Annotated in this window: 12 protein-coding genes and 1 pseudogene; 7 read left to right on the top strand and 6 right to left on the bottom strand. The window is 70.6% G+C overall.

Annotated features, from left to right (window positions below; translation table 11 throughout):
* Positions 1-119: 119 nt before the first annotated feature.
* Positions 120-725: a carbonic anhydrase gene (locus tag ACIBEI_RS17190; protein WP_398889454.1), complete on the bottom strand. Its 606-nt coding sequence runs from the start codon at positions 723-725 to the stop codon at positions 120-122.
* Between the two features lie 297 nt (positions 726-1,022).
* Here ACIBEI_RS17190 and ACIBEI_RS17185 point away from each other — a divergent pair.
* The 3 genes and pseudogenes from ACIBEI_RS17185 to ACIBEI_RS17175 all read left to right on the top strand — a co-directional run.
* A pseudogene (locus ACIBEI_RS17185) lies at positions 1,023-1,385 on the top strand (response regulator transcription factor); the annotation flags it as partial.
* 33 nt (positions 1,386-1,418) lie between these two features.
* Positions 1,419-3,137 (top strand): winged helix-turn-helix domain-containing protein, encoded by a 1,719-nt coding sequence (locus ACIBEI_RS17180; RefSeq protein ID WP_398889613.1) that lies wholly within the window; start codon positions 1,419-1,421, stop codon positions 3,135-3,137.
* Entirely contained in the window at positions 3,134-4,612 is a 1,479-nt protein-coding gene (locus ACIBEI_RS17175; protein WP_398889452.1) for a sensor histidine kinase, read from the top strand. The genes ACIBEI_RS17180 and ACIBEI_RS17175 overlap by 4 nt, the downstream gene beginning before the upstream one ends.
* 100 nt (positions 4,613-4,712) lie before the next feature.
* On the opposite strand, the gene nirD is transcribed toward ACIBEI_RS17175, so the two are convergent.
* From nirD to ACIBEI_RS17160, 3 genes are read right to left on the bottom strand one after another with little or no spacing between them, the layout of a single operon-like run.
* Positions 4,713-5,072 (bottom strand): nitrite reductase small subunit NirD, encoded by a 360-nt coding sequence (gene nirD / locus ACIBEI_RS17170; RefSeq protein WP_398889450.1) that lies wholly within the window; start codon positions 5,070-5,072, stop codon positions 4,713-4,715.
* Positions 5,069-7,675: a nitrite reductase large subunit NirB gene (nirB, locus tag ACIBEI_RS17165; protein ID WP_398889448.1), complete on the bottom strand. Its 2,607-nt coding sequence runs from the start codon at positions 7,673-7,675 to the stop codon at positions 5,069-5,071. Before nirB ends, nirD begins: the two co-directional genes overlap by 4 nt.
* Entirely contained in the window at positions 7,675-8,955 is a 1,281-nt protein-coding gene (locus tag ACIBEI_RS17160) for an NAD(P)/FAD-dependent oxidoreductase (protein ID WP_398889446.1), read from the bottom strand. Before ACIBEI_RS17160 ends, nirB begins: the two co-directional genes overlap by 1 nt.
* A 507-nt stretch (positions 8,956-9,462) precedes the next feature.
* Between ACIBEI_RS17160 and ACIBEI_RS17155 the strand changes: the two genes are divergently transcribed.
* From ACIBEI_RS17155 to ACIBEI_RS17145, 3 genes are all read left to right on the top strand, one after another.
* Positions 9,463-10,761, top strand: coding sequence for a sensor histidine kinase (locus tag ACIBEI_RS17155; RefSeq protein WP_398889444.1), 1,299 nt, complete (start codon positions 9,463-9,465; stop codon positions 10,759-10,761).
* A gap of 52 nt (positions 10,762-10,813) precedes the next feature.
* Positions 10,814-11,464, top strand: a complete 651-nt coding sequence (locus ACIBEI_RS17150) for a response regulator transcription factor (protein WP_055616750.1) — start codon at positions 10,814-10,816, stop codon at positions 11,462-11,464.
* Between the two features lie 138 nt (positions 11,465-11,602).
* Entirely contained in the window at positions 11,603-12,388 is a 786-nt protein-coding gene (locus tag ACIBEI_RS17145) for a sulfite exporter TauE/SafE family protein (RefSeq protein WP_398889442.1), read from the top strand.
* A gap of 31 nt (positions 12,389-12,419) precedes the next feature.
* Here ACIBEI_RS17145 and ACIBEI_RS17140 read toward each other — a convergent pair whose 3' ends face one another.
* Together ACIBEI_RS17140 and ACIBEI_RS17135 are read right to left on the bottom strand one after the other, a co-directional pair.
* Positions 12,420-13,016 carry a class F sortase gene (locus ACIBEI_RS17140; RefSeq protein ID WP_398889611.1) on the bottom strand — a complete coding sequence of 199 codons (597 nt, stop codon included), beginning with the start codon at positions 13,014-13,016 and terminating at the stop codon, positions 12,420-12,422.
* Positions 13,017-13,214: 198 nt separating this feature from the next.
* A complete protein-coding gene (locus ACIBEI_RS17135) occupies positions 13,215-13,745 on the bottom strand; it encodes a hypothetical protein (protein WP_398889440.1) in 531 nt (176 codons plus the stop codon).
* 550 nt (positions 13,746-14,295) lie between these two features.
* Here ACIBEI_RS17135 and ACIBEI_RS17130 point away from each other — a divergent pair.
* The gene (locus ACIBEI_RS17130) at positions 14,296-17,904 is read left to right on the top strand and encodes a LamG-like jellyroll fold domain-containing protein (RefSeq protein WP_398889609.1); all 3,609 of its coding nucleotides are present in this window, start codon (positions 14,296-14,298) and stop codon (positions 17,902-17,904) included.
* Positions 17,905-17,967: the final 63 nt, after the last annotated feature.

Below are 17,967 nucleotides of genomic sequence, written 5' to 3'. Positions count from 1 at the left end.
GATGTCCGGGGCGTATGTGGGGTCGTAGGCGGGGGTGGCCGGGGCCGGGAAGTCCGGGACGGGTGGGGCGTCCGGGATCCTGGCGTGCGCCGGTACGCGTCCGCGTGCGTGCATCCCGCTCATGCGGCGTGCACCCGGAAGCTGCCGTCCTCGTCCAGCTCGTGGACCTGGCCGGTGTCGACCTCGTAGTACCAGCCGTGCAGCCGTAGGTGTCCCGAGTCGAGCCGTGGCTTGGTCACCGGGTAACTCCGCAGTGCCGCGAGCTGGTTGACGACGTTGAGCTGGGCCACGGCCGGCATCGACGGGTCCTCGAAGGCCCCGTCGAGCAGCGGCGCGAGCTCCGGGCGGGCCAGGTCCAGCCAGGCGTCCACCCCGGGCAGCGAGGACAGGTCGTCGCCGGACTTCAGGGCGCCCATCGCGCCGCAGTGGGAGTGGCCACACACGACGATGTCCTGAACGCCGAGCACCTCCAGTGCGTACTCGATGGTGGCGGCCTCACCGGAGGCGCCCTGCCGTCCGTGCGGTGGAACGATATTGCCCGCGTTCCGCAGCTCGAATATCTCTCCGGGCCGTGCGCCCGTGATCAGGGCGGGTATGACCCGCGAGTCCGAGCAGGTTATGAACAATGCCTCCGGATATTGGCCTTCGGCCAGCTTCCGGTATTCGCCGCTCTCGAAATCGACGCGCCTCTTGAACGAGCGGGCGCGGTCCAGCAGTGCCTTCACGGTTCCTCCCGGCAGGGGGTTCGACCAGGGCTTTCCCGTCGTGCTCTCACCGTAGAGGGGCGACTGCCAGGCGAAGGTTAAGGGAACACTAGAGCGCGACCAGGAATGGCCCATATTTCGTCCCGGGAAGCCCTCGGCGGGCCTTGGATCATCGTCAACGAGCCATCCAAGGACGGTTTTTGAGCGGCCGGTCACATTACCTCCGGTATAGCCGACGTGCCCATGACGGCTCTTGTAGCGTGTCCCCTCCACGGCACGGAATTCGTGCTGTCCGGATTCATGGGGAGAACAGGACCTATGGGCGTACGAGTGCTGCTCATCGAGGACGACGAGACGATCGCCGAGCCGCTCGCCGAGGGTCTGGGCCACTTCGGGCTGACGGTCGACCACGTCTCGACCGGGGCCGCCGGTCTGAGAGGGCCGTACGGCGATGTCGTCCTGCTCGACCTGGGGCTGCCCGACATGGACGGCATCGACGTCTGCCGAGGGATCCGGCAGTACTCCGACGTGCCCGTCATCATCCTCAGCGCGCGCGGCGAGGAGGCCGACCGCGTTCTGGGTCTGGAACTCGGCGCGGACGACTATCTGGCGAAACCTTTCAGCCTGCGCGAGCTGGTCGCCCGGATACGGGCCGTCACCCGACGCACCCAGCAGGGCCGTGGCCTCCAACAGGGCCTGACCGAGGGCGAGTTCATGGCAACGCCGCCGGGCGGGATGCCTGTGGTGGGCCAGTTCGGCACGGGAACGCCGGGCACGGGCCCGCTCGGATCCGGCCCCCTGGGATCCGGCCCGCCCGGATCGGGTCCCGTCGGCGCGGGGACCCTCGGGGCGGGCGTGCGGGTGACCGGCCTGCTCGGCGACGGGCCGGCCGTCGCCGCGGGGGCGCCTGGTACCCGGGCGCCGGATGCCGGGTCATCGGACGCGGGGCTTTCGGGCACCGGGTATTCGGGCGCTGGGTTTTCGGATGTCGGCTCGTCCGACTGGCGGTCCTCCCGCTCCGAGGGGGCGTACGAGTCGGGGTTCTCTACGAATGCCGGGGCCTCCGGGGCCTGGTCCCGGGACGCGGAACCCCGGGACGTGGAGTCTCGGGCCGCGGAATCCCGGGCTGCGGAACCTCGGGAGGAGAAGCCCTTCAGGGGCGAGTCGTTCGGCGGCGAACCGTTCGCGGGTGAGTCGTTCTCGGCGGGGCCGGACATCCCCGGGCGGGGCACCCACGGGCGGGACAGCGCGCGGCGGGACACCGCAGGGCGGGGCGGTTCCGGGCGAGGCGGCTCCGACCCGGGCAACACCGGGCGAGACATCGCCGGTTCGGAGAGGGCGGCCTCCGAATCGGGGTCGGCCCTCGCGGGGGCGGACACCGCATCGGCCGCGCGGCCCTCGTACGACCGGACCGATGGCACCGGTACGCGGTCTTCGTACGGCCGGACCGATGGCACCGGTACGCGGTCTTCGTACGGCCGGACCGATGGCACCGACACGCGGTCTTCGTACGGCTCGTCCGAAGGCACCGGCACGGGTTCCTCGCATGGCCCGTCCGAAGGCACTGACACGCGGTCCTCGTACGGCCCGTCCGGAGCGACTCGCGCGCCGGACTCGTACGACTCGGACTCATACGGCTCGGCGGGGGGTACCCGCGCGTCGAACTCGTACGACTCGGCCGGGGGCACCCGCGCATCGACCTCGTACGGCTCCTCCGGAGGCACCCGGGCGCCGGACCCGTACGACCTCTCGTTCGACCAGTCGTCGCGTTCCTTCGAGGCCGGGCCCGCCTTCGAGTTCGCGCCGCCGGTTCCGGCCGGGCGGCGGCCGAGGCGGGAGGCGTCGGCGGGGCCCGTCGAAGGGGCACTCGATGCCGAGCCGGAGTCGGAGCCGGTCGCCGAGACGCCGTCCGCCCCCGGCCCCCTCGTCGTCGACCGCCGCACCCGGCAGGTCTGGGTCGGGGACTCGCCGGTCTCGCTGACGCCGAAGGAGTTCGAACTGCTCGCGCTGCTCACCGAGGACCCCGGAGCGGTCTACTCGCGGCAGCAGATCCTGGACCGGGTGTGGGACCCGCACTACCAGGGCCCGACCAAGACGCTGGACGTCCATGTGGCCACGCTGCGGCGGAAGTTGGGGAACCCGGCGTGGATCCAGACCCTGCGCGGGGTCGGTTTCAGGCTGGCCGTGCAGAACCGACCGCCCTCGGCGGGCGGGTCAGCGGGTGGTGCAGCGGGTAGGGCCCCGGGCGGCTCGTACGGGGAACAGCCCGGCAGACCGAACGGTTCGTACGGCTCGTACGACGCATCCGGTTCGACCGGCTCGTACAGTGCCTCCGGCTCGTACGGATCGTTCGAGTCGTTCGGGTCGAGCGGCGAGTACGACGATCTGCCGGACGGCGGATCCCACGAAGCCCGGCCGGCGGCCTTCCGGTGACGCGTCGCCTCCTGCTCAGTTACCTGAGTCTCGCCGTGCTGCTGCTGCTCTGCCTGGAGATCCCGCTGGGGTTCGTGTACTCCCGGGGCGAGCGGGAGCGGGTCACCAACATGGCGAAGGACGAGGCGGAGTCGGTCTCCGCGTACGCCTCGCTGGCCCTGTCCATGGGCGGCCGCGCGGGGCAGGACCTGCCCGGCAGGGTGAGCCGCTGCGCCGAGCGGATCGGCGGGAAGGTGGTGGTCGTCGACCGGTCGGGCGCGCTGGTCACCAGCTCGCACACGCTGTCGGCGACGGAGACCCAGGGCCTCGCCGCCCGTCCCGGGATCGCGGCGGCGCTGCGGGGAACGGCCACGCAGGACGTGCGCACCTCCACCATCGGCGGTGTCCAGTACCTGTCCGTCGCGGCGCCGATCGCGCACGGCTCGTACAAACAGGGTGCCGTGTGGATCACGCTGCCCACGGAGATGGTGCATGCGCGGGTGCACCACGTCTGGCTGCTGCTGGCCCTCGGCGGGCTCGCGGCCCTCACCGCCGTCGCCGTCATCGGCTTCGCCATCGCCCGCTGGACCGGCCGCCCCATCCGTGAACTGGAGCGCGCCACGCACGAGTTGGCCGAGGGCGGCCCGTCCACACCGGTGGCGATCACCAAGGGGCCGCCGGAGGTACGGAGTCTCGCGGCGACCTTCAACCGTACGGCCGCCCGTCTCGAACACCTCCTCGCCTCCCAGCGCGCCTTCGCGGGCGAGGCCTCGCACCAGCTCAAGACGCCCCTCGCCGCGTTGCGGCTGCGGCTGGAGAACCTGGAGTCCGACATCGCCCTGCACGCCCGGAGCAACCTGACCGCCGCGATGACCGAGACCGACCGGCTCGCCAGGATGGTCGAGGGGCTGCTGGCGATGGCCCGGCTCGACGAGAGTGCGGCGGTACGCGAACAGGTGGACCTGGACCGGGTCTGCGCGGAGCGGCACCGGGCCTGGGCGCCGATGTTCGAGCAGCACGGCGTGCAACTCGTGCTGCTCGGCGACTACGGCGGTCCTGTCCTCGCTCTGCCCGGCGCGGTCGAGCAGATCCTGGACAACCTGTTGTCCAACTCCCTGCGGGTTTCGCCCCGTTACTCCACCGTCTCCATCGACCTGCGCAGGCCCGAGACCCACGAACGCCGCTTCGGCCACCGTCCGGCGGGTCCGGCCCGCGTCGAACTCCACGTCACCGACGAGGGTCCCGGCATGACCGAGGAGCAGCGCCGGCGCGCCTTCGACCGCTTCTGGCGCGCCCCCGACGCGCCGAAGGGTGGTACGGGTCTTGGGCTGGCCCTCGTCCAGCGCCTTGCCCATGCGAGTGGGGGTGACGTCCTCCTGCGTGCCGGTGCCTCGGCCTCTGGCGGGCTTGACGCGGTGGTTCGGTTGCCGCCCGTCGTTGGTGGCCCGGCGGTGCCCCCGAGACCGCTGGAGAGCGCGGCTCAACGGGTGTTCTGAGGGCTCCCGCGGGAGGGTGTGAAGTGCGGGTTCGCTGTGGCTGGTCGCGCAGTTCCCCGCGCCCCTTTGGGGCGTTACAGCGCCCGCACCTCGTACGGCGTTACAGCGCCCGCACCTCGTACGTCGCCACCCTCACCGTCTCGTCGTCCAGGCACTCGCCCGACTCCAGGTCGAAGCGCTGCTTGAGGAGTGGTGAGGCGACGAAGGGGCGGCCCTGATGCGTGCCCGTCAGCCCGCGGGAGAGGACGGCCGCGCCGGAGAACGGGTCGCGGTTGTCGATCGCGTACATCCGGCCCGTGCGGTCGAGGAAGAGCGCGACCTGGTGGCCGTCCGGGAGCAGCGCCGCCACCCCGCGGCCGGGCATCAGTACGGCCAGGTCGCAGACCGTGAACCAGCCGTCTGTCAGCTGGAGTTGGACCTTGGTGGCCGTCGTCGTGGTCGTCTCGGGGGCCAGGGTCATCGCTGGGCGCTTCCTTCCAGGGGGCGCGTGCCGATGGTCAGCAGCGGCAGGTCGGGCTTGATCTGGTCGCGCTCGGGGACGAAGCCGACGACCGGGTCGGGGGTGTCCGGCGCGTTCACGAAGGAGACGAAGCGGGAGAGCTTCTCCGGGTCGTTGATGGTCTCGGCCCACTCGTCGCGGTAGGCCGCGACATGCGCCGTCATCAGGGACTCCAGCTCCTCGCAGATGCCGAGCGAGTCCTCCACGACCACCTCGCGGATGTGGTCGAGGCCGCCGGGGATCCGCTCCAGCCAGGTCGAGGTGCGCTCAAGACGGTCGGCCGTGCGGATGTAGAACATCAGGAAACGGTCGATCAGGCGGATCAGTTCGGCGTCCGAGAGGTCCTGGGCGAGGAGGTCCGCGTGGCGCGGGGTCGCGCCGCCGTTGCCGCCGACGTACAGGTTCCAGCCGCTCGCGGTGGCGATGATGCCGAAGTCCTTCGACTGGGCCTCGGCGCACTCGCGGGCGCAGCCGGAGACGGCCGACTTGAGCTTGTGCGGGGACCGCAGACCCCGGTAGCGCAGCTCCAGGTCGATCGCCATGCGCACGGAGTCCTGGACGCCGTAGCGGCACCAGGTCTGCCCCACGCAGGACTTGACCGTCCGCAGCGACTTTCCGTACGCGTGCCCGGACTCGAAGCCCGCGTCCACCAACCGGGCCCAGATCAGCGGCAGTTGCTCGACGCGCGCGCCGAACATGTCGATCCGCTGACCGCCGGTGATCTTCGTGTAGAGGCCGAAGTCCCGGGCCACCTCGCCGATCACGATGAGCTTCTCGGGGGTGATCTCGCCGCCGGGGATGCGCGGCACGATCGAATAGGAGCCGTTCTTCTGCAGGTTGGCGAGGAAGTGGTCGTTGGTGTCCTGGAGCGAGGCCTGCTCGCCGTCCAGGACATAGCCGTTGGCGCCGATCGTGGGCGCCAGCGAGGCGATGATCGAGCCGACCGTGGGCTTGCAGATCTCGCAGCCGTCGCCGCCGCGCGCGTTCTCGCGGCCGTAGCGGTCCAGGAGTTGGCGGTACGAGGTGATGCGCAGGGCGAGGACGATCTCGTACAGCTCCTCGCGGGTCTGGGAGAAGCAGCCGCACAGGCCCTTGTCGACCTCGACGCCGCTCGCCTCCAGTTCGGAGGTGACCAGCTGGCCGAGGACCTTGACGCAACTGCCGCAGCCCGTACCGGCCTTGGTGCACTTCTTCACCTCGGGCACCGTCGTGCACTGGTGGTCGGTGACCGCGTCGCGGATCGCGCCCTTGGTGACGTTGTGGCAGGAGCAGATGATCGCCTCGTCCGGCAGCGCGGACGGGCCGAGCTGGACGGGCGCGCCGGCGCCGGCCGGGAGGACGAGCTGCTCCGGGGAGATCGGCGGGACCGAGCCGGTGAACGCGCGCAGCGTGCCGTACGCCTCCGCGTCGCCGACCAGGATGCCGCCGAGCAGTTCGCCGTTCCGGCCGATGACCAGCTTCTTGTACGTGCCGGAGCGGGAGTCGGAGTAGACGACGTCGAGGCAGTCCTCGGCGGTGCCGTGCGCGTCGCCGAAGGACGCCACGTCCACGCCGAGCAGCTTCAGCTTGGTGGACAGGTCGGCGCCCGTGAAGGACGCCTCGTCGGCGGCGATCGTCGCGGCGGCCGTCTCGGCCTGCTCGTAGCCGGGCGCGACCAGGCCGTACACCCGGCCGTCCGCCGCGAGCGCGCACTCGCCGATCGCGAACACATGTGGGTCGTTGACGGTCCGGCACTGCTCGTCGACCGTGATGCCGCCGCGCTCGCCGACCGTCAGACCGCAGTCGCGGGCGAGCTGGTCGCGGGGGCGGACACCGGCCGAGAAGACCACCAGGTCGGTGGCGAGTTCGGAACCGTCGGACAGCTTCATGCCGGTCACGGCGCCCGAGGCGTCCGTGACGATCTCCTGCGTGCCCACACCGGTGTGGACGCTCAGGCCCATGTCCTCGATGGTGCGCAGCAGGGCCGCGCCACCGCCGTCGTCGACCTGCACCGGCATCAGGCGCGGCGCGAACTCCACGATGTGGGAGGTGAGTCCGAGCCCCTTGAGCGCACCGGCCGCCTCCAGACCGAGCAGACCGCCGCCGACCACGGCACCGGTCGTCGCCTTGGCCTTCGCGTACTCCTCGATCGCGAGGAGGTCCTCGATCGTGCGGTAGACGAAGCAGCCCTCGGCGTCCTTGTTCGGGACCGGCGGCACGAAGGGGTACGAGCCGGTGGCGAGGACCAGCGTGTCGTAGTCGACCGTCAGGCCGGAGCGGGCCGTCACCCGCTTCGCGGCCCGGTCGACCGTCTCGGCCGGGTCGCCGATGTGCAGCTCGATCCCGTGGTCCTTGATGAACTCCATGTCCGTCATGGACAGTTCCTCGGGCGTGGTCCCCGAGAAGTACGAGGTCAGCTGCACGCGGTCGTACGCGGGGCGTGGCTCCTCGCACAGCACGACCACGCGGTGCGTGGCGGTCAGGCCGCGCTCGGCGAGCGCTTCGAGGAAGCGCTGGCCGACCATGCCGTGGCCGACGAGCACGATCGTGGGGGTGGCCTCCGTGGCCTCCGGGGTGGCGGTCATCAGGAGCCTCCATCGTTGGTGAGCAGGTGGAGCAGGGGGCCGCCGTCGGAGGGCAGCGGCTCTGCTCCCTCCCAGGCGCGGGCGAGCGCGCCGACGGTGCCGAGCTCGCCGACGAGCACCCCGCCGACCAGGCGGTCGTCGCGGACGACGACCTTGCGGTACGTGCCGCGGGTGGCGTCGGTGAGCTGGATGACGTCGTCGCCGGGAAGCGGGGTGTGCTCCCCGAAGGCGGCGAGGTCGAGAGGGGTGCCGGAGGCGAGGGCGGGGCGGGCGAGGGTGAGACGGGTGAGGGCGCGGGTGCCGGTGTAGCCCGCGGGGGCTCCGGGCGAGCCCGTACCCGGATCCGTGCCCGAGTTCGTCCCCCGGTCCGCCGCGGCCAGCAACTCGGCCAGGACATCGGCCTGTTCGAGGGCGGGCGCGGCCAGACCGTAGACGTTTCCGTCGTGCTGGGCGCAGTCGCCGATCGCCCGGATGTGCGGGTCGGAGGTGCGCAGCTGGTCGTCGACGATGACGCCCTTGTGCACGGCGAGGCCCGAGTCCTGGGCGAGGCCCACCCTCGGGTGCACCCCGCAGGCCAGTACCACCAGGTCGGCGTCGAGCGCGTACCCGTCGGCCATCTCGACCGAGCGGACCGCACCGCCGACGCAGCGCACATCGCGCACCCGGCACTCGGTGTGCACCTCGACGCCGAGGTCCTTGAGATGCCGGAGCACCAACTTGGACGCGGACGGGTCGAGCTGACGCTCCATCAGCCGCTCGGACTGCTGGGCCAGCACCACCTGCGCACCGCGCTCGGCGAGCGCCCGGGCCGCCGAGACACCGAGCAGTCCGCCGCCGATGACGACGGCCCGGGTGTCCGGCCGTACGGCCTTGGACAGGCCCAGGCAGTCGTCCATCGTGCGGAACGCGTGGACGCCCGCGGGCAGTTCGTGCCGGTCCGGGCCGAACAGGCCGCGCAGGGGCGGAAGAACCGGGTTCGAACCGGTGGCCAGGACCAGCGTGTCGTATGCGATCACCGAGCTGTCGGCGAAGTGCACCTGCCGCTCCGCGCGGTCGATGTGCACCGCCCGGCCGCGGGTCAGCCGCTCGGGCGTCGGCAGGGCGATGACCTCTGGGGCGTACCGCCCGGCCAGGACCTCCGCGAGCAGGACCCGGTTGTACGGGGTGTGCTCCTCGTCGCCGACGAGCACGGCGGACATGCCGAGCTCTCCGAGCCTGCGGGCGAGCCGTACGCCCGCGAGGCCGGCGCCGATCACCACCACACGCGTATTCGAGGTCATGTATCGCAGCGTGCGGTGCCGGTGTTACCCGGTCGCATCACCTCTGTTTCCCGCGGGGAACGCTGCCCTCAGCGGGGCCGGGGCGCGGATGTGAGGGTTTTCGGCGGGCGGGACGTGGGCGATGTGAGGTCGCCCGGAACGGGGCCGGGGTGCGGCTATCCCCACCTCCGGGTTCCGTGCGAGCACCATCGACCGCGGGGCCGGGGCGGGGAAGTCTTGAGGCACCGGGCCACCCGGGCGCGGATCGCGCCCGGAGCCCTCGCACGGACAGGCCCGCGCGGGCAGGCACGCACGGACACGTACGGGCGCCGACACGGACACACACGGTCACATGCGGATACAGGGGGAGCGAACCATGGACACCGCCCAGCAGCTCGGCCGTGCCCCCGCCGCGTTCCAGCCGCGCCTCGCGACGACGCTTCTCGCATGACCGTAGCTATACGTGACCGTAGGTCCACGTGATGCCCGACCCCGGGTTCACGTGGACCCCGACCGTAGGTTGACGACATGCGCCGACCGACCGCCGCGCTCGCGCTCGACGTCCTGAGGCGTCCGATCGCCGCCTTCACGCCGAAGGCCCTCGCCGTACTCCTCTACGCGCTGATCGCGCTCCCGTTCGCCCTCGTCGGCTTCGTGCTCACGCTCGTGGGGCTGGTCGTCGGCGGGGCGCTGTCCGTCACCACGCTGGGGCTGTGGGTGCTGGCACTGACCGTGCGGGGCGCGCTCGCGCTCGGTACGGCACAACGAGCCCTGGCGCGGCGGCTGTTGGGCCTGGAGATCGAGGAGCCGCCGACACCTCCCGCACGGGGCGTACTCGGCAGACGGCGGGCCCTGCTCCTCGGCCGGGCCGGCTGGCGGGCCGTCGGCTGCGCTCTGGGCACACCCGTCACGGCCGTCCTCGGATACGTGGCGGTCCTGGGCGCGTACGCCTACGGGGCCCAGACCGCCCTGCACCCGCTGCTCAAGCGCTGGAACCACCACACCGTGCGCGACGGCGACTCCGTCCGGCACGTGTCGCTCGAAGTCCTCGGCGTCCAACTCGACTCCTGGCCACGGTGGTTGATCCCGATGACGGCCGGGCTCGTCCTCCTCGCCGCCGCCCCCTGGCTGCTGCGGCACGCTCTCGCCCCGCACCGCGCGCTGCTCGCCGCCACGCTCGGCCCGAGCGACGCGGAGCGCCGCATCCGCACGCTGGAGGAGACGCGCGCCCAGGCCGTGGACGACGCGGCGGCGACCCTCCGCCGTATCGAGCGCGACCTGCACGACGGCACCCAGGCCCGGCTCGTCGGGCTCGCGATGCATCTGACGATGATCAGGGAGCTGGTCGGAGCGGACGCCGACCGCGAACGGCTCCTCGCCGTCGTCGACACCGCGCAGGGCAACGCCAAGCAGGCCATCGCCGACCTGCGCCACCTCGTCAAGGGCATCCACCCTCCCGTACTGGACCAGGGCCTGGACACGGCCCTCGCCACCCTCGCGGCCGACAGCGCCCTGCCCGTGGAGGTCGTCACGGACATCGAGGCCCGCCCCGCGCCCGCCGTCGAGTCCATCGCCTACTTCTGCGCCGCGGAACTCCTCGCCAACGCGGCGAAACACAGCGGGGCGGCCGGCGCCACGGTGACGGTGGCCGCCCGCGCCGGGCTGCTGCGGCTCACCGTCCACGACGGCGGACGCGGCGGCGCGGCGATCGGCGCGGGCTCCGGGCTCACCGGCCTGCTGACCCGCGTACGGACCGTCGACGGCACGCTCACCTGCGACAGCCCGCCGGGAGGCCCTACGGTGGTCACGGTCGAGCTGCCGTACTGAGCCGCCGTACTGAGCTGCGTTTTCAAGCTGCCCAACTGATCACGGGGGCCATATGCGCGTCGTCATCGCCGAGGACTCCGCCCTGCTGCGCGACGGGCTGGCCCAGCTCCTCCAGCTGCGGGGCGTCGACGTCGCCGCGGCCGTCGGGGACGCCGACGCGCTGCTCGCCGCCGTGGCCGAGCACCGCCCGGACGCCGCAGTCGTCGACATCCGGCTGCCGCCGACCCAGACCGACGAGGGCCTGCGGGCCGCCGTACGCCTGCGCGCGGACCACCCCGGCACCGGGGTGCTGATCTTCTCCCAGTACGTCGAGACGAAGTACGCGGCCCAGCTCCTGGGCACCAACCCGGGCGGCGTCGGCTACCTGCTCAAGGAACGCGTCGTCGACATCGGGGAGTTCGTGGACGCGCTGGAACGGGTCGCCGCCGGCGGCACCGCCCTCGACCCGGAGGTCGTCGCCCAGCTCTTCGGCGCGAGCCGTCGCGCCAACGCCCTGGACGCCCTCACGCCCCGCGAACGCGAGGTGCTCGCGCTGATGGCCGAGGGCCGCACGAACCACGCCGTCGCCACGTCCTTCGGCGTCTCGGAACGGGCCGTCGAGAAGCACATCGCCAACATCTTCACCAAGCTCGGCCTGCTGCCCTCCGACACGGGGAACCGACGGGTGCTGGCGGTCCTGCGCTACTTGGAGACGGCGGGCTGAGGGCCTGGAGGCGGCGGGCGGGGGCGCCTGAGACAGCGAGCAGGAGCGCCCATACCCGCCGGCCCCGAACCTCTGAAGATCCTCAAGGTTCACAGGATTCGTGGACGGCACATCTACCTCGTCCATAGTGTCGCGATCATGCCCGACATATCGCTGACCATGGTCGTCGTCCTGTGCCTGACCGCTCTCGCGGCGGGCTGGATCGACGCGGTGGTGGGCGGCGGCGGGCTCCTGCTGCTCCCCGTACTGCTCCTCGGGCTGCCGAACTCGGGCTCGGCCGCCCAGTACGCGCTCGGCACCAACAAGGCCGTGGCGATCGTCGGCACCACGGGCGCGGCGGTGACGTACGCGCGCAAGGCGCCCGTGGACGTCGGCACGGCCGTACGGATCGGTCTCGCGGCTCTCGCCGGATCCTCGGGCGGCGCGCTCGTCGCCGCCGGGATGAGCACCGACGTGCTGAAGCCGGTGGTCATGGTCGTCCTGCTCGGCGTCGGCGCCTTCGTGATCCTGCGGCCCGCCTTCGGTACGGCGCCGTCGACCGCGCCCGTCTCCCCACGCCGCGTCCTCGCCGCGATCGGCCTCGCGGGCCTCGGCATCGGCTTCTACGACGGACTCGTCGGCCCCGGCACGGGAACGTTCCTGGTGCTCGCCCTGACCGCGCTGCTCCACCTCGACCTGGTGACCGCCTCCGCCACCGCGAAGATCGTCAACTGCTGCACGAACGCGGGCGCGCTCGCGATGTTCGCCTGGCAGGGCACGGTGTACTGGCAGCTGGCCGCCCTGATGGCCGTCTTCAACCTCGTCGGCGGAATGGTCGGGGCGCACACCGCGCTCAAGAAGGGCAGCGGGTTCGTCCGGATCGTGCTGCTGACGGTGGTCTTCGCACTGGTGGCGAACCTGGCGTACCAGCAGTGGCTGGCATAGCGGCCGACGTGGACGCAGGCCCGACCGGCTTCTACCGGCTGCCCGTCAGATGGGCGAAGACGACTACGTTCCCCTGGTAGCCCGTCGCCTCCGAGTAGCCGCCGCCGCAGGTGATGACCCGCAGCTCCGGGCGCCGCGCGGCCCCGTACACCTTCTCGTCCGGGAAGTCCCGGGTGTCGTACACCTCGACCGCGTCGACCGAGAAGAGGGCGACCCTGCCGTCGCGGCGCTCGACCTCGATGGTGCTGTCCTTCTCCAAGGCGCCCAGGCGGTAGAAGACGGCGGGCCCCTCGGCGTTGTCGACATGGCCGGCGACGATCGCGGTGCCCGTCTCGCCCGGCGCGGTACCGGCCTCGTACCAGCCGGCGAGGTTCGCCCGGTCGGCCGGCGGCACGTCGAGGCTGCCCTGTGGGGTGAGGCCGAGGCCCAGGAGCGGGGCGTCCACCCGGATCGAGGGGATACGGACGCGTTCGGGCGGGGCGGGCGGCAGCGCGGCGGCGGCGGGCCGGTCCACATGAGCGCCCGCGCGCCCCTGCGCGGCCGAGGGCTGCGGCGGGGCGTGCGTCGCGGCCCCACTGCGCAGCAGCCAGGCACCGGAGAGGAGGGCGACGAGGGTGACGGCGACCATCGACACGGTGGTGAGCCGGTGCACGTACGTCTCCTCTTCTGCGGGGGTGGGGGTTCCCGGGGTCCTCGAATCCGCTGGGCCCCTGGTCCCCTGTTCGTATGGGCGCCCGGTCCCGCGTCCCCCTCCGGGACGCGAGGGGCGTCGGGCCCGGAGGGGGAGGGGACGGCGGTACCGGCGGACGGACAGCGGAGGTGTCCGTCAGATCCCGTCGCCTCTCGCCCGGCGATGCAGGAGCCAGGTACCGCCCGCGGCGGCGACGGCCAGGGCCGCCACTCCCGCCGCGGTCTGCACGGGGTCGGGGCCCAGTGCGCCGCCGACCCCCGTCTTCACGCTTCCTCTCGGGTGGACCTGCTGGCCGCTCTCCTCGGTGGAGGTGAGCGTGACCACCAGGTCGCCCGTCATCCGCTTGCCGCTCGAACAGCGCGCGACGATCTCGTACGTGCCGGGCTGGGCGGACGGCGGCACCCGGAACAGCCCGACCGCGTCGCCCTCGTGCGCGCTGGGCAGCAGCGTGAAGGCACCCGCGCCGACGGCACCTGCGTCACCCGACACCGCGTCCGCCGCACCGCACGCCGCCGTGTTCACCGTGACCTCGGCGCCGGGCGCGACCGTGGCCGGGTACAGCTCGATGGACCCGGCTCCGGCTCCGGCGCCGTACGCGGGGGCGGCGGCGAGCGCCACCGCGGCGACGGCGAGCGCGGTACCGGTCAGCGGACGGGCTGTGCGCATCGTTGCTTGCTCCTCCGAGAGGGCACGACCCGCGGCACCCCCATGTGCCGCTGCGTCGGTCACGCCCCTGCCCTACCGAGGAAAGTGGCAGTCGGGGTCGTACGCCTCCTGATGAGACGTCAGAAATGACGTGAACGGGTGTCAGACTGGAGTTCCTGGCGGCGTGGGCAGCTCCGTTTCAGCAGGTCACGGATATGTCGTCGGTAAACCGCCGGATCAAACCCGAAGGGCGCGGGCCGCGCCTGTGAACGGGTGACCGCCTTGTCGAAAACGGTCGCGGTGCGGGTGAAGGGCGTTCGCCCGGGCGTGAACGTGCGGGTAGACATCCTTTGCCCCTAAAGCCTCTTTGGTCACAGTGTGATCACGAGATGTTCACTTTCTCGTGGACTTGGTGATTCTTGTACCGAGAAATTGTCATGTCTTGGTCGCTGGTCTGGGGTGGGTTGTGGGGTTGGGGTGGGGGGCACACCGTGCTGGCGGTGTGGAGAGAAGACCTGGGCGAGCGGTGGTCACCGCTCTTGCTATTGCGCTGCTGCTGGGCGCCACATCTGTGACAGGGGCGCTGCCGGTTGCGCAGGCGGTCGCGGACCTGCCGGAAGCAGCTCTGTCGGAAGGGCAGAAAGCGCTGGCCGAGGCCGAGGCATCGGGGACGCGGGTCGAGGTGACGGGCGAGCGCTCGGAGCGCACGACCGTCTACGGCAATCCGGACGGCTACACGTTCACCCTGGAAGAGTCCGCGGTCCCGGTACGGGTGCCCAAGCCGGGTGGCGGCTGGCAGGTGCCCGATGCCACGTTGGAGGTGCGGTCCGACGGAGCGGTCGCACCGAAGGCGGCCGCGGTGGAGATGGAGTTCTCCGGTGGCGGTGAGAGCGACCCGCTTGTGAAGATCACCGAGCGGGGGCGATCACTCCAACTGGGCTGGAGGGGCAAACTGCCCACACCGGAGCTGCACGGCGCGAGTGCGCTCTACCAGGAGGTGCTTCCAGGGGTCGACCTGAAGGTGACGGCCTCAACGGAGGGTTTCCGGCATGTGCTGGTCGTCAAGACGCCGGAAGCGGCTGCAAGCGACGAACTGAGGCAGATCGACTACTCCCTCAAGGCTCGCGACCTGGACATCCTTGAAGGAAAGGCCGGCAATCTCACTGCGGTTGACGATGACGGCAACCGAGTCTTCCGCGCTCCGCCCGCTCAGATGTGGGACTCCGCCGGTGCGGCCGCCGGGACACAGTCGATGTCTTTGACTGCATCGGCTGCCGGGGCCACAGAAGCAGGGGCTGCAGATCCTGCGAAGAACAGTGACTCTTCGGAGGAAGGCGTTGAGCCGGGCCCCAGTGACACCGTGGTCAGAATGGACGTTGACGTCACGGAGGACGCGCTGTCCGTGGTGCCGGACGTGAACATGCTCTCCAAGACTGATGCTTCTGCGTTCCCGCTGTACATCGACCCCAACATCACCTGGAGCGAGTCGGAGCGCACGCTGCTGCGCGACGACGGGTATGAGTCGTACGGCTGGGGCAACGGAGACGACGGCCTGGGCAAGGGGGTCGGCGAGTGCGGTGTCTGGAACAACTACTACTGCGGGCCGGGCTATGTGCAACGCCTCTACTTCGAGTTCTCCCCGGCCAGTCTGAAGGGCAAGAGAGTCCTGGACGCCTCATTCAAGGTGACCGAACCCTGGGCGTTCCAGTGCGACCCGCGCTGGGTGGACCTGGTCCGTACGAAGGACAACATCTCCTCCTCGACGACGTGGACCTCGCGTCCGATGGGCTGGGACCTCATGGGGGACCGATACGTCTCTGCCGGGCGAGGCTCATTGTGCGATCCGGACTCGCCGGACGCGCCTATCGAGTTCAACGACAACCCTGACGAGTCCAACGAGAATCTCACGCCTACCGTCCGGGACTTCGCGGCCGGCAAATTCTCCCGCTTCACCCTGATGATCAAGGCGCATGACGAGTCCGACACCGGCGCGTGGAAGCGCTTCAAGAACGATGCGGTGCTGTCGGTGGACTTCGTCGGTCTGCCGGACAAGCCGACCGGTATCGGAGTGAACATCGGTAACAAGCCGGTATGCGAGACCAGTTCTTCGGATCCCCTGATCGCGTCCTCTCTCGAGCCTCAGTTGATGGCTACGGCACAGACCAAGTCCGGCGGTGAGAAGGACGCACAACTGAGGGTGTACTTCGACCTTGATCAGCGGAACAGCGATGGAACATGGTCGGACGCCGCTGCGGGGACGGGAGACTTGAGCCCCTCCACGGGCTATACCGGTGATGGGAAGACGGTCACCAAGAACTGGTCGAAGCTCACCGAGGGCACGCTCTATCGATACAGGGCGTGGGTGCGCTCGTACTACAACGGCGGGAGTTACCTCTCCGGCCCGTCGAACGCTTCGACGACAGGATGGTGTTACTTCAAGCCCGACCCGACCCGCCCGAAGGCCCCCACGATCACCGTCGGTTCGCCGTACAGCGAGTGCACTCCCAGCGTCTGTTCGGCGGGTGGCGGTCCGGGTGTGAAGGGCACGTTCACCTTCGGTCCTGCAACGGGCGACAACAACGTCGCCTACCAGTACAAGCTGTCGTCGGAAGACGCGTGGTCGTCCGCGATCACCGGCTCGACCGTGACGAGGGATATCGTCCCTGAACGGTCCGGTACGTACTCACTGTATGTGCGTGCCAAGGACAGCCTCGGCTGGGGCGCACAGAATGTCGTGGACTTCCTGGTGGCCGCAGGCGAGCCCACAGTCGGGCGCTGGCATTTCGACGAGTCCAGCGGCGCCGCGCTGGACTCCGCGACCACCGACGGGAATGACGACGCCTCGCTGGGCGGTGACGCAGCAAGAGACGACCGCGGGCGCCGCGGCCTGGTCACCCACGACGCCGAGGGCCAACCGCTGGAGAGCGCCGTCACCGACAAGGGGTTGGTTCTCAACGGCAGCAGCGGATACGCGGCCACCGATGGCCAGGTGCTGGAGACCCGCTCGTCGTACACGGTGGCGGCCTGGGTCCGTGTCGATCCGACGGCGAATCACACGTTGACGGTGCTCAGCCAGAGCCCGACGGCGAGTCCCTGGACACAGAAGTTCAGTCCCTTCTACCTGTCCTACGGGGTGGATGGCAGCGACTACTGGAGCATGCGGGTGCTGTCCACCGATCACACGTATCACGAGGTCAAGTCCAGCCATTCCTCTTCGCGTGGAGTCTGGACCCACGTGGCCGGTGTCCATGACGTCACCACCAGGACGATCAGTCTCTACGTGAACGGCGTTTTCCAGGGCAGTACGGATGCCGGGACCTCATGGGAGGCGGATGGACCGTTGCAGATCGGCCGCGTGCTCCATGCCGACACGTACAAGGATTTCATGCACGGCTCCATCGACGAGCCGGCGGTGTGGCAGCGTGCACTGACGCCGAAGGAGATCCGTGACGAGGCCCGGCTGCTGATCTCGGACAAGTACGCGGGCGCGGAACTGGTCGCGGACTTCTCAGCGGCTCGCGGGAGCGGCACCACCGTCGCGGATACGACGTCCGGCTACGGCAAGACACTCACGCTGGCGGGGGGTGCTTCGCTCGACGGCGAGAACATTGCCCTCGACGGCGTTGACGACGCGGCTGCGGCCGGAGGCCCGCTTGTTGACGACAGTTCGTCGTTCACAGCCACCACTCTGGTGAAACTGGATGCGGCCAAACTCCTGTCCAAGGACATCGGTTACACGGGACAAGTCATCGGGCAGCGCACCACAGACGGCTCGGCGTGGGGCATGTGGTACGAGCTGACCGGCAAGGACACCGTTCTCGATGAGGAGACGATGGAGGAGGTCACAGCTCCGGTCGGCAGCTGGCACTTCGGTCGCCTGAACGCCGACGGCACCTTTTCCTCGGTGGTCTCCGACGAAGTCGCCGCCATGGACACCTCGGTGCGGCTGACCGGCGTTCACGACTCCGTCGACGGGACGATCAGCCTCTATCTCGGGTACGAGCGGAACGGCGACCTCACGGCGTACACCGCGAAGGTCGGCAGCGGTGACTTCGCGGTCGGAAAGGCCTTTGCCAGCGGTGCGTGGAAGCACTTCCTGCCTGGACGAATTGCCGAAGTACGGCTGTGGTCCGGGGCGATGGCGAGCTCCGACCAGATCGAGGTCCGCGTAGGCGACTGACGACAAGCGTGGGCGGGTCGCGAGCGGCACCCGCCCACATCCAGGGCATGGCTGGTCGAAGGC

Origin of the sequence: Streptomyces sp. NPDC050988 (assembly GCF_044456225.1) — a bacterium.
GTDB lineage: Bacteria > Actinomycetota > Actinomycetes > Streptomycetales > Streptomycetaceae > Streptomyces.
The sequence above is the reverse complement of the archived record's forward strand: the minus strand, read 5'-3'. Positions and strand labels throughout refer to the sequence as shown.

What these genes read in the sequence shown, in the direction of transcription:
- ACIBEI_RS17180 (WP_398889613.1), top strand. Translation starts at nt 1,419, where the DNA reads ATGGCAACGCCGCCGGGCGGGATGCCTGTGGTGGGCCAGTTCGGCACG.
- nirD (WP_398889450.1), bottom strand. Translation starts at nt 5,072, where the DNA reads ATGACCCTGGCCCCCGAGACGACCACGACGACGGCCACCAAGGTCCAA.
- nirB (WP_398889448.1), bottom strand. Translation starts at nt 7,675, where the DNA reads ATGACCGCCACCCCGGAGGCCACGGAGGCCACCCCCACGATCGTGCTC.
- ACIBEI_RS17160 (WP_398889446.1), bottom strand. Translation starts at nt 8,955, where the DNA reads ATGACCTCGAATACGCGTGTGGTGGTGATCGGCGCCGGCCTCGCGGGC.
- ACIBEI_RS17155 (WP_398889444.1), top strand. Translation starts at nt 9,463, where the DNA reads ATGCGCCGACCGACCGCCGCGCTCGCGCTCGACGTCCTGAGGCGTCCG.
- ACIBEI_RS17150 (WP_055616750.1), top strand. Translation starts at nt 10,814, where the DNA reads ATGCGCGTCGTCATCGCCGAGGACTCCGCCCTGCTGCGCGACGGGCTG.
- ACIBEI_RS17145 (WP_398889442.1), top strand. Translation starts at nt 11,603, where the DNA reads ATGCCCGACATATCGCTGACCATGGTCGTCGTCCTGTGCCTGACCGCT.
- ACIBEI_RS17140 (WP_398889611.1), bottom strand. Translation starts at nt 13,016, where the DNA reads ATGGTCGCCGTCACCCTCGTCGCCCTCCTCTCCGGTGCCTGGCTGCTG.
- ACIBEI_RS17135 (WP_398889440.1), bottom strand. Translation starts at nt 13,745, where the DNA reads ATGCGCACAGCCCGTCCGCTGACCGGTACCGCGCTCGCCGTCGCCGCG.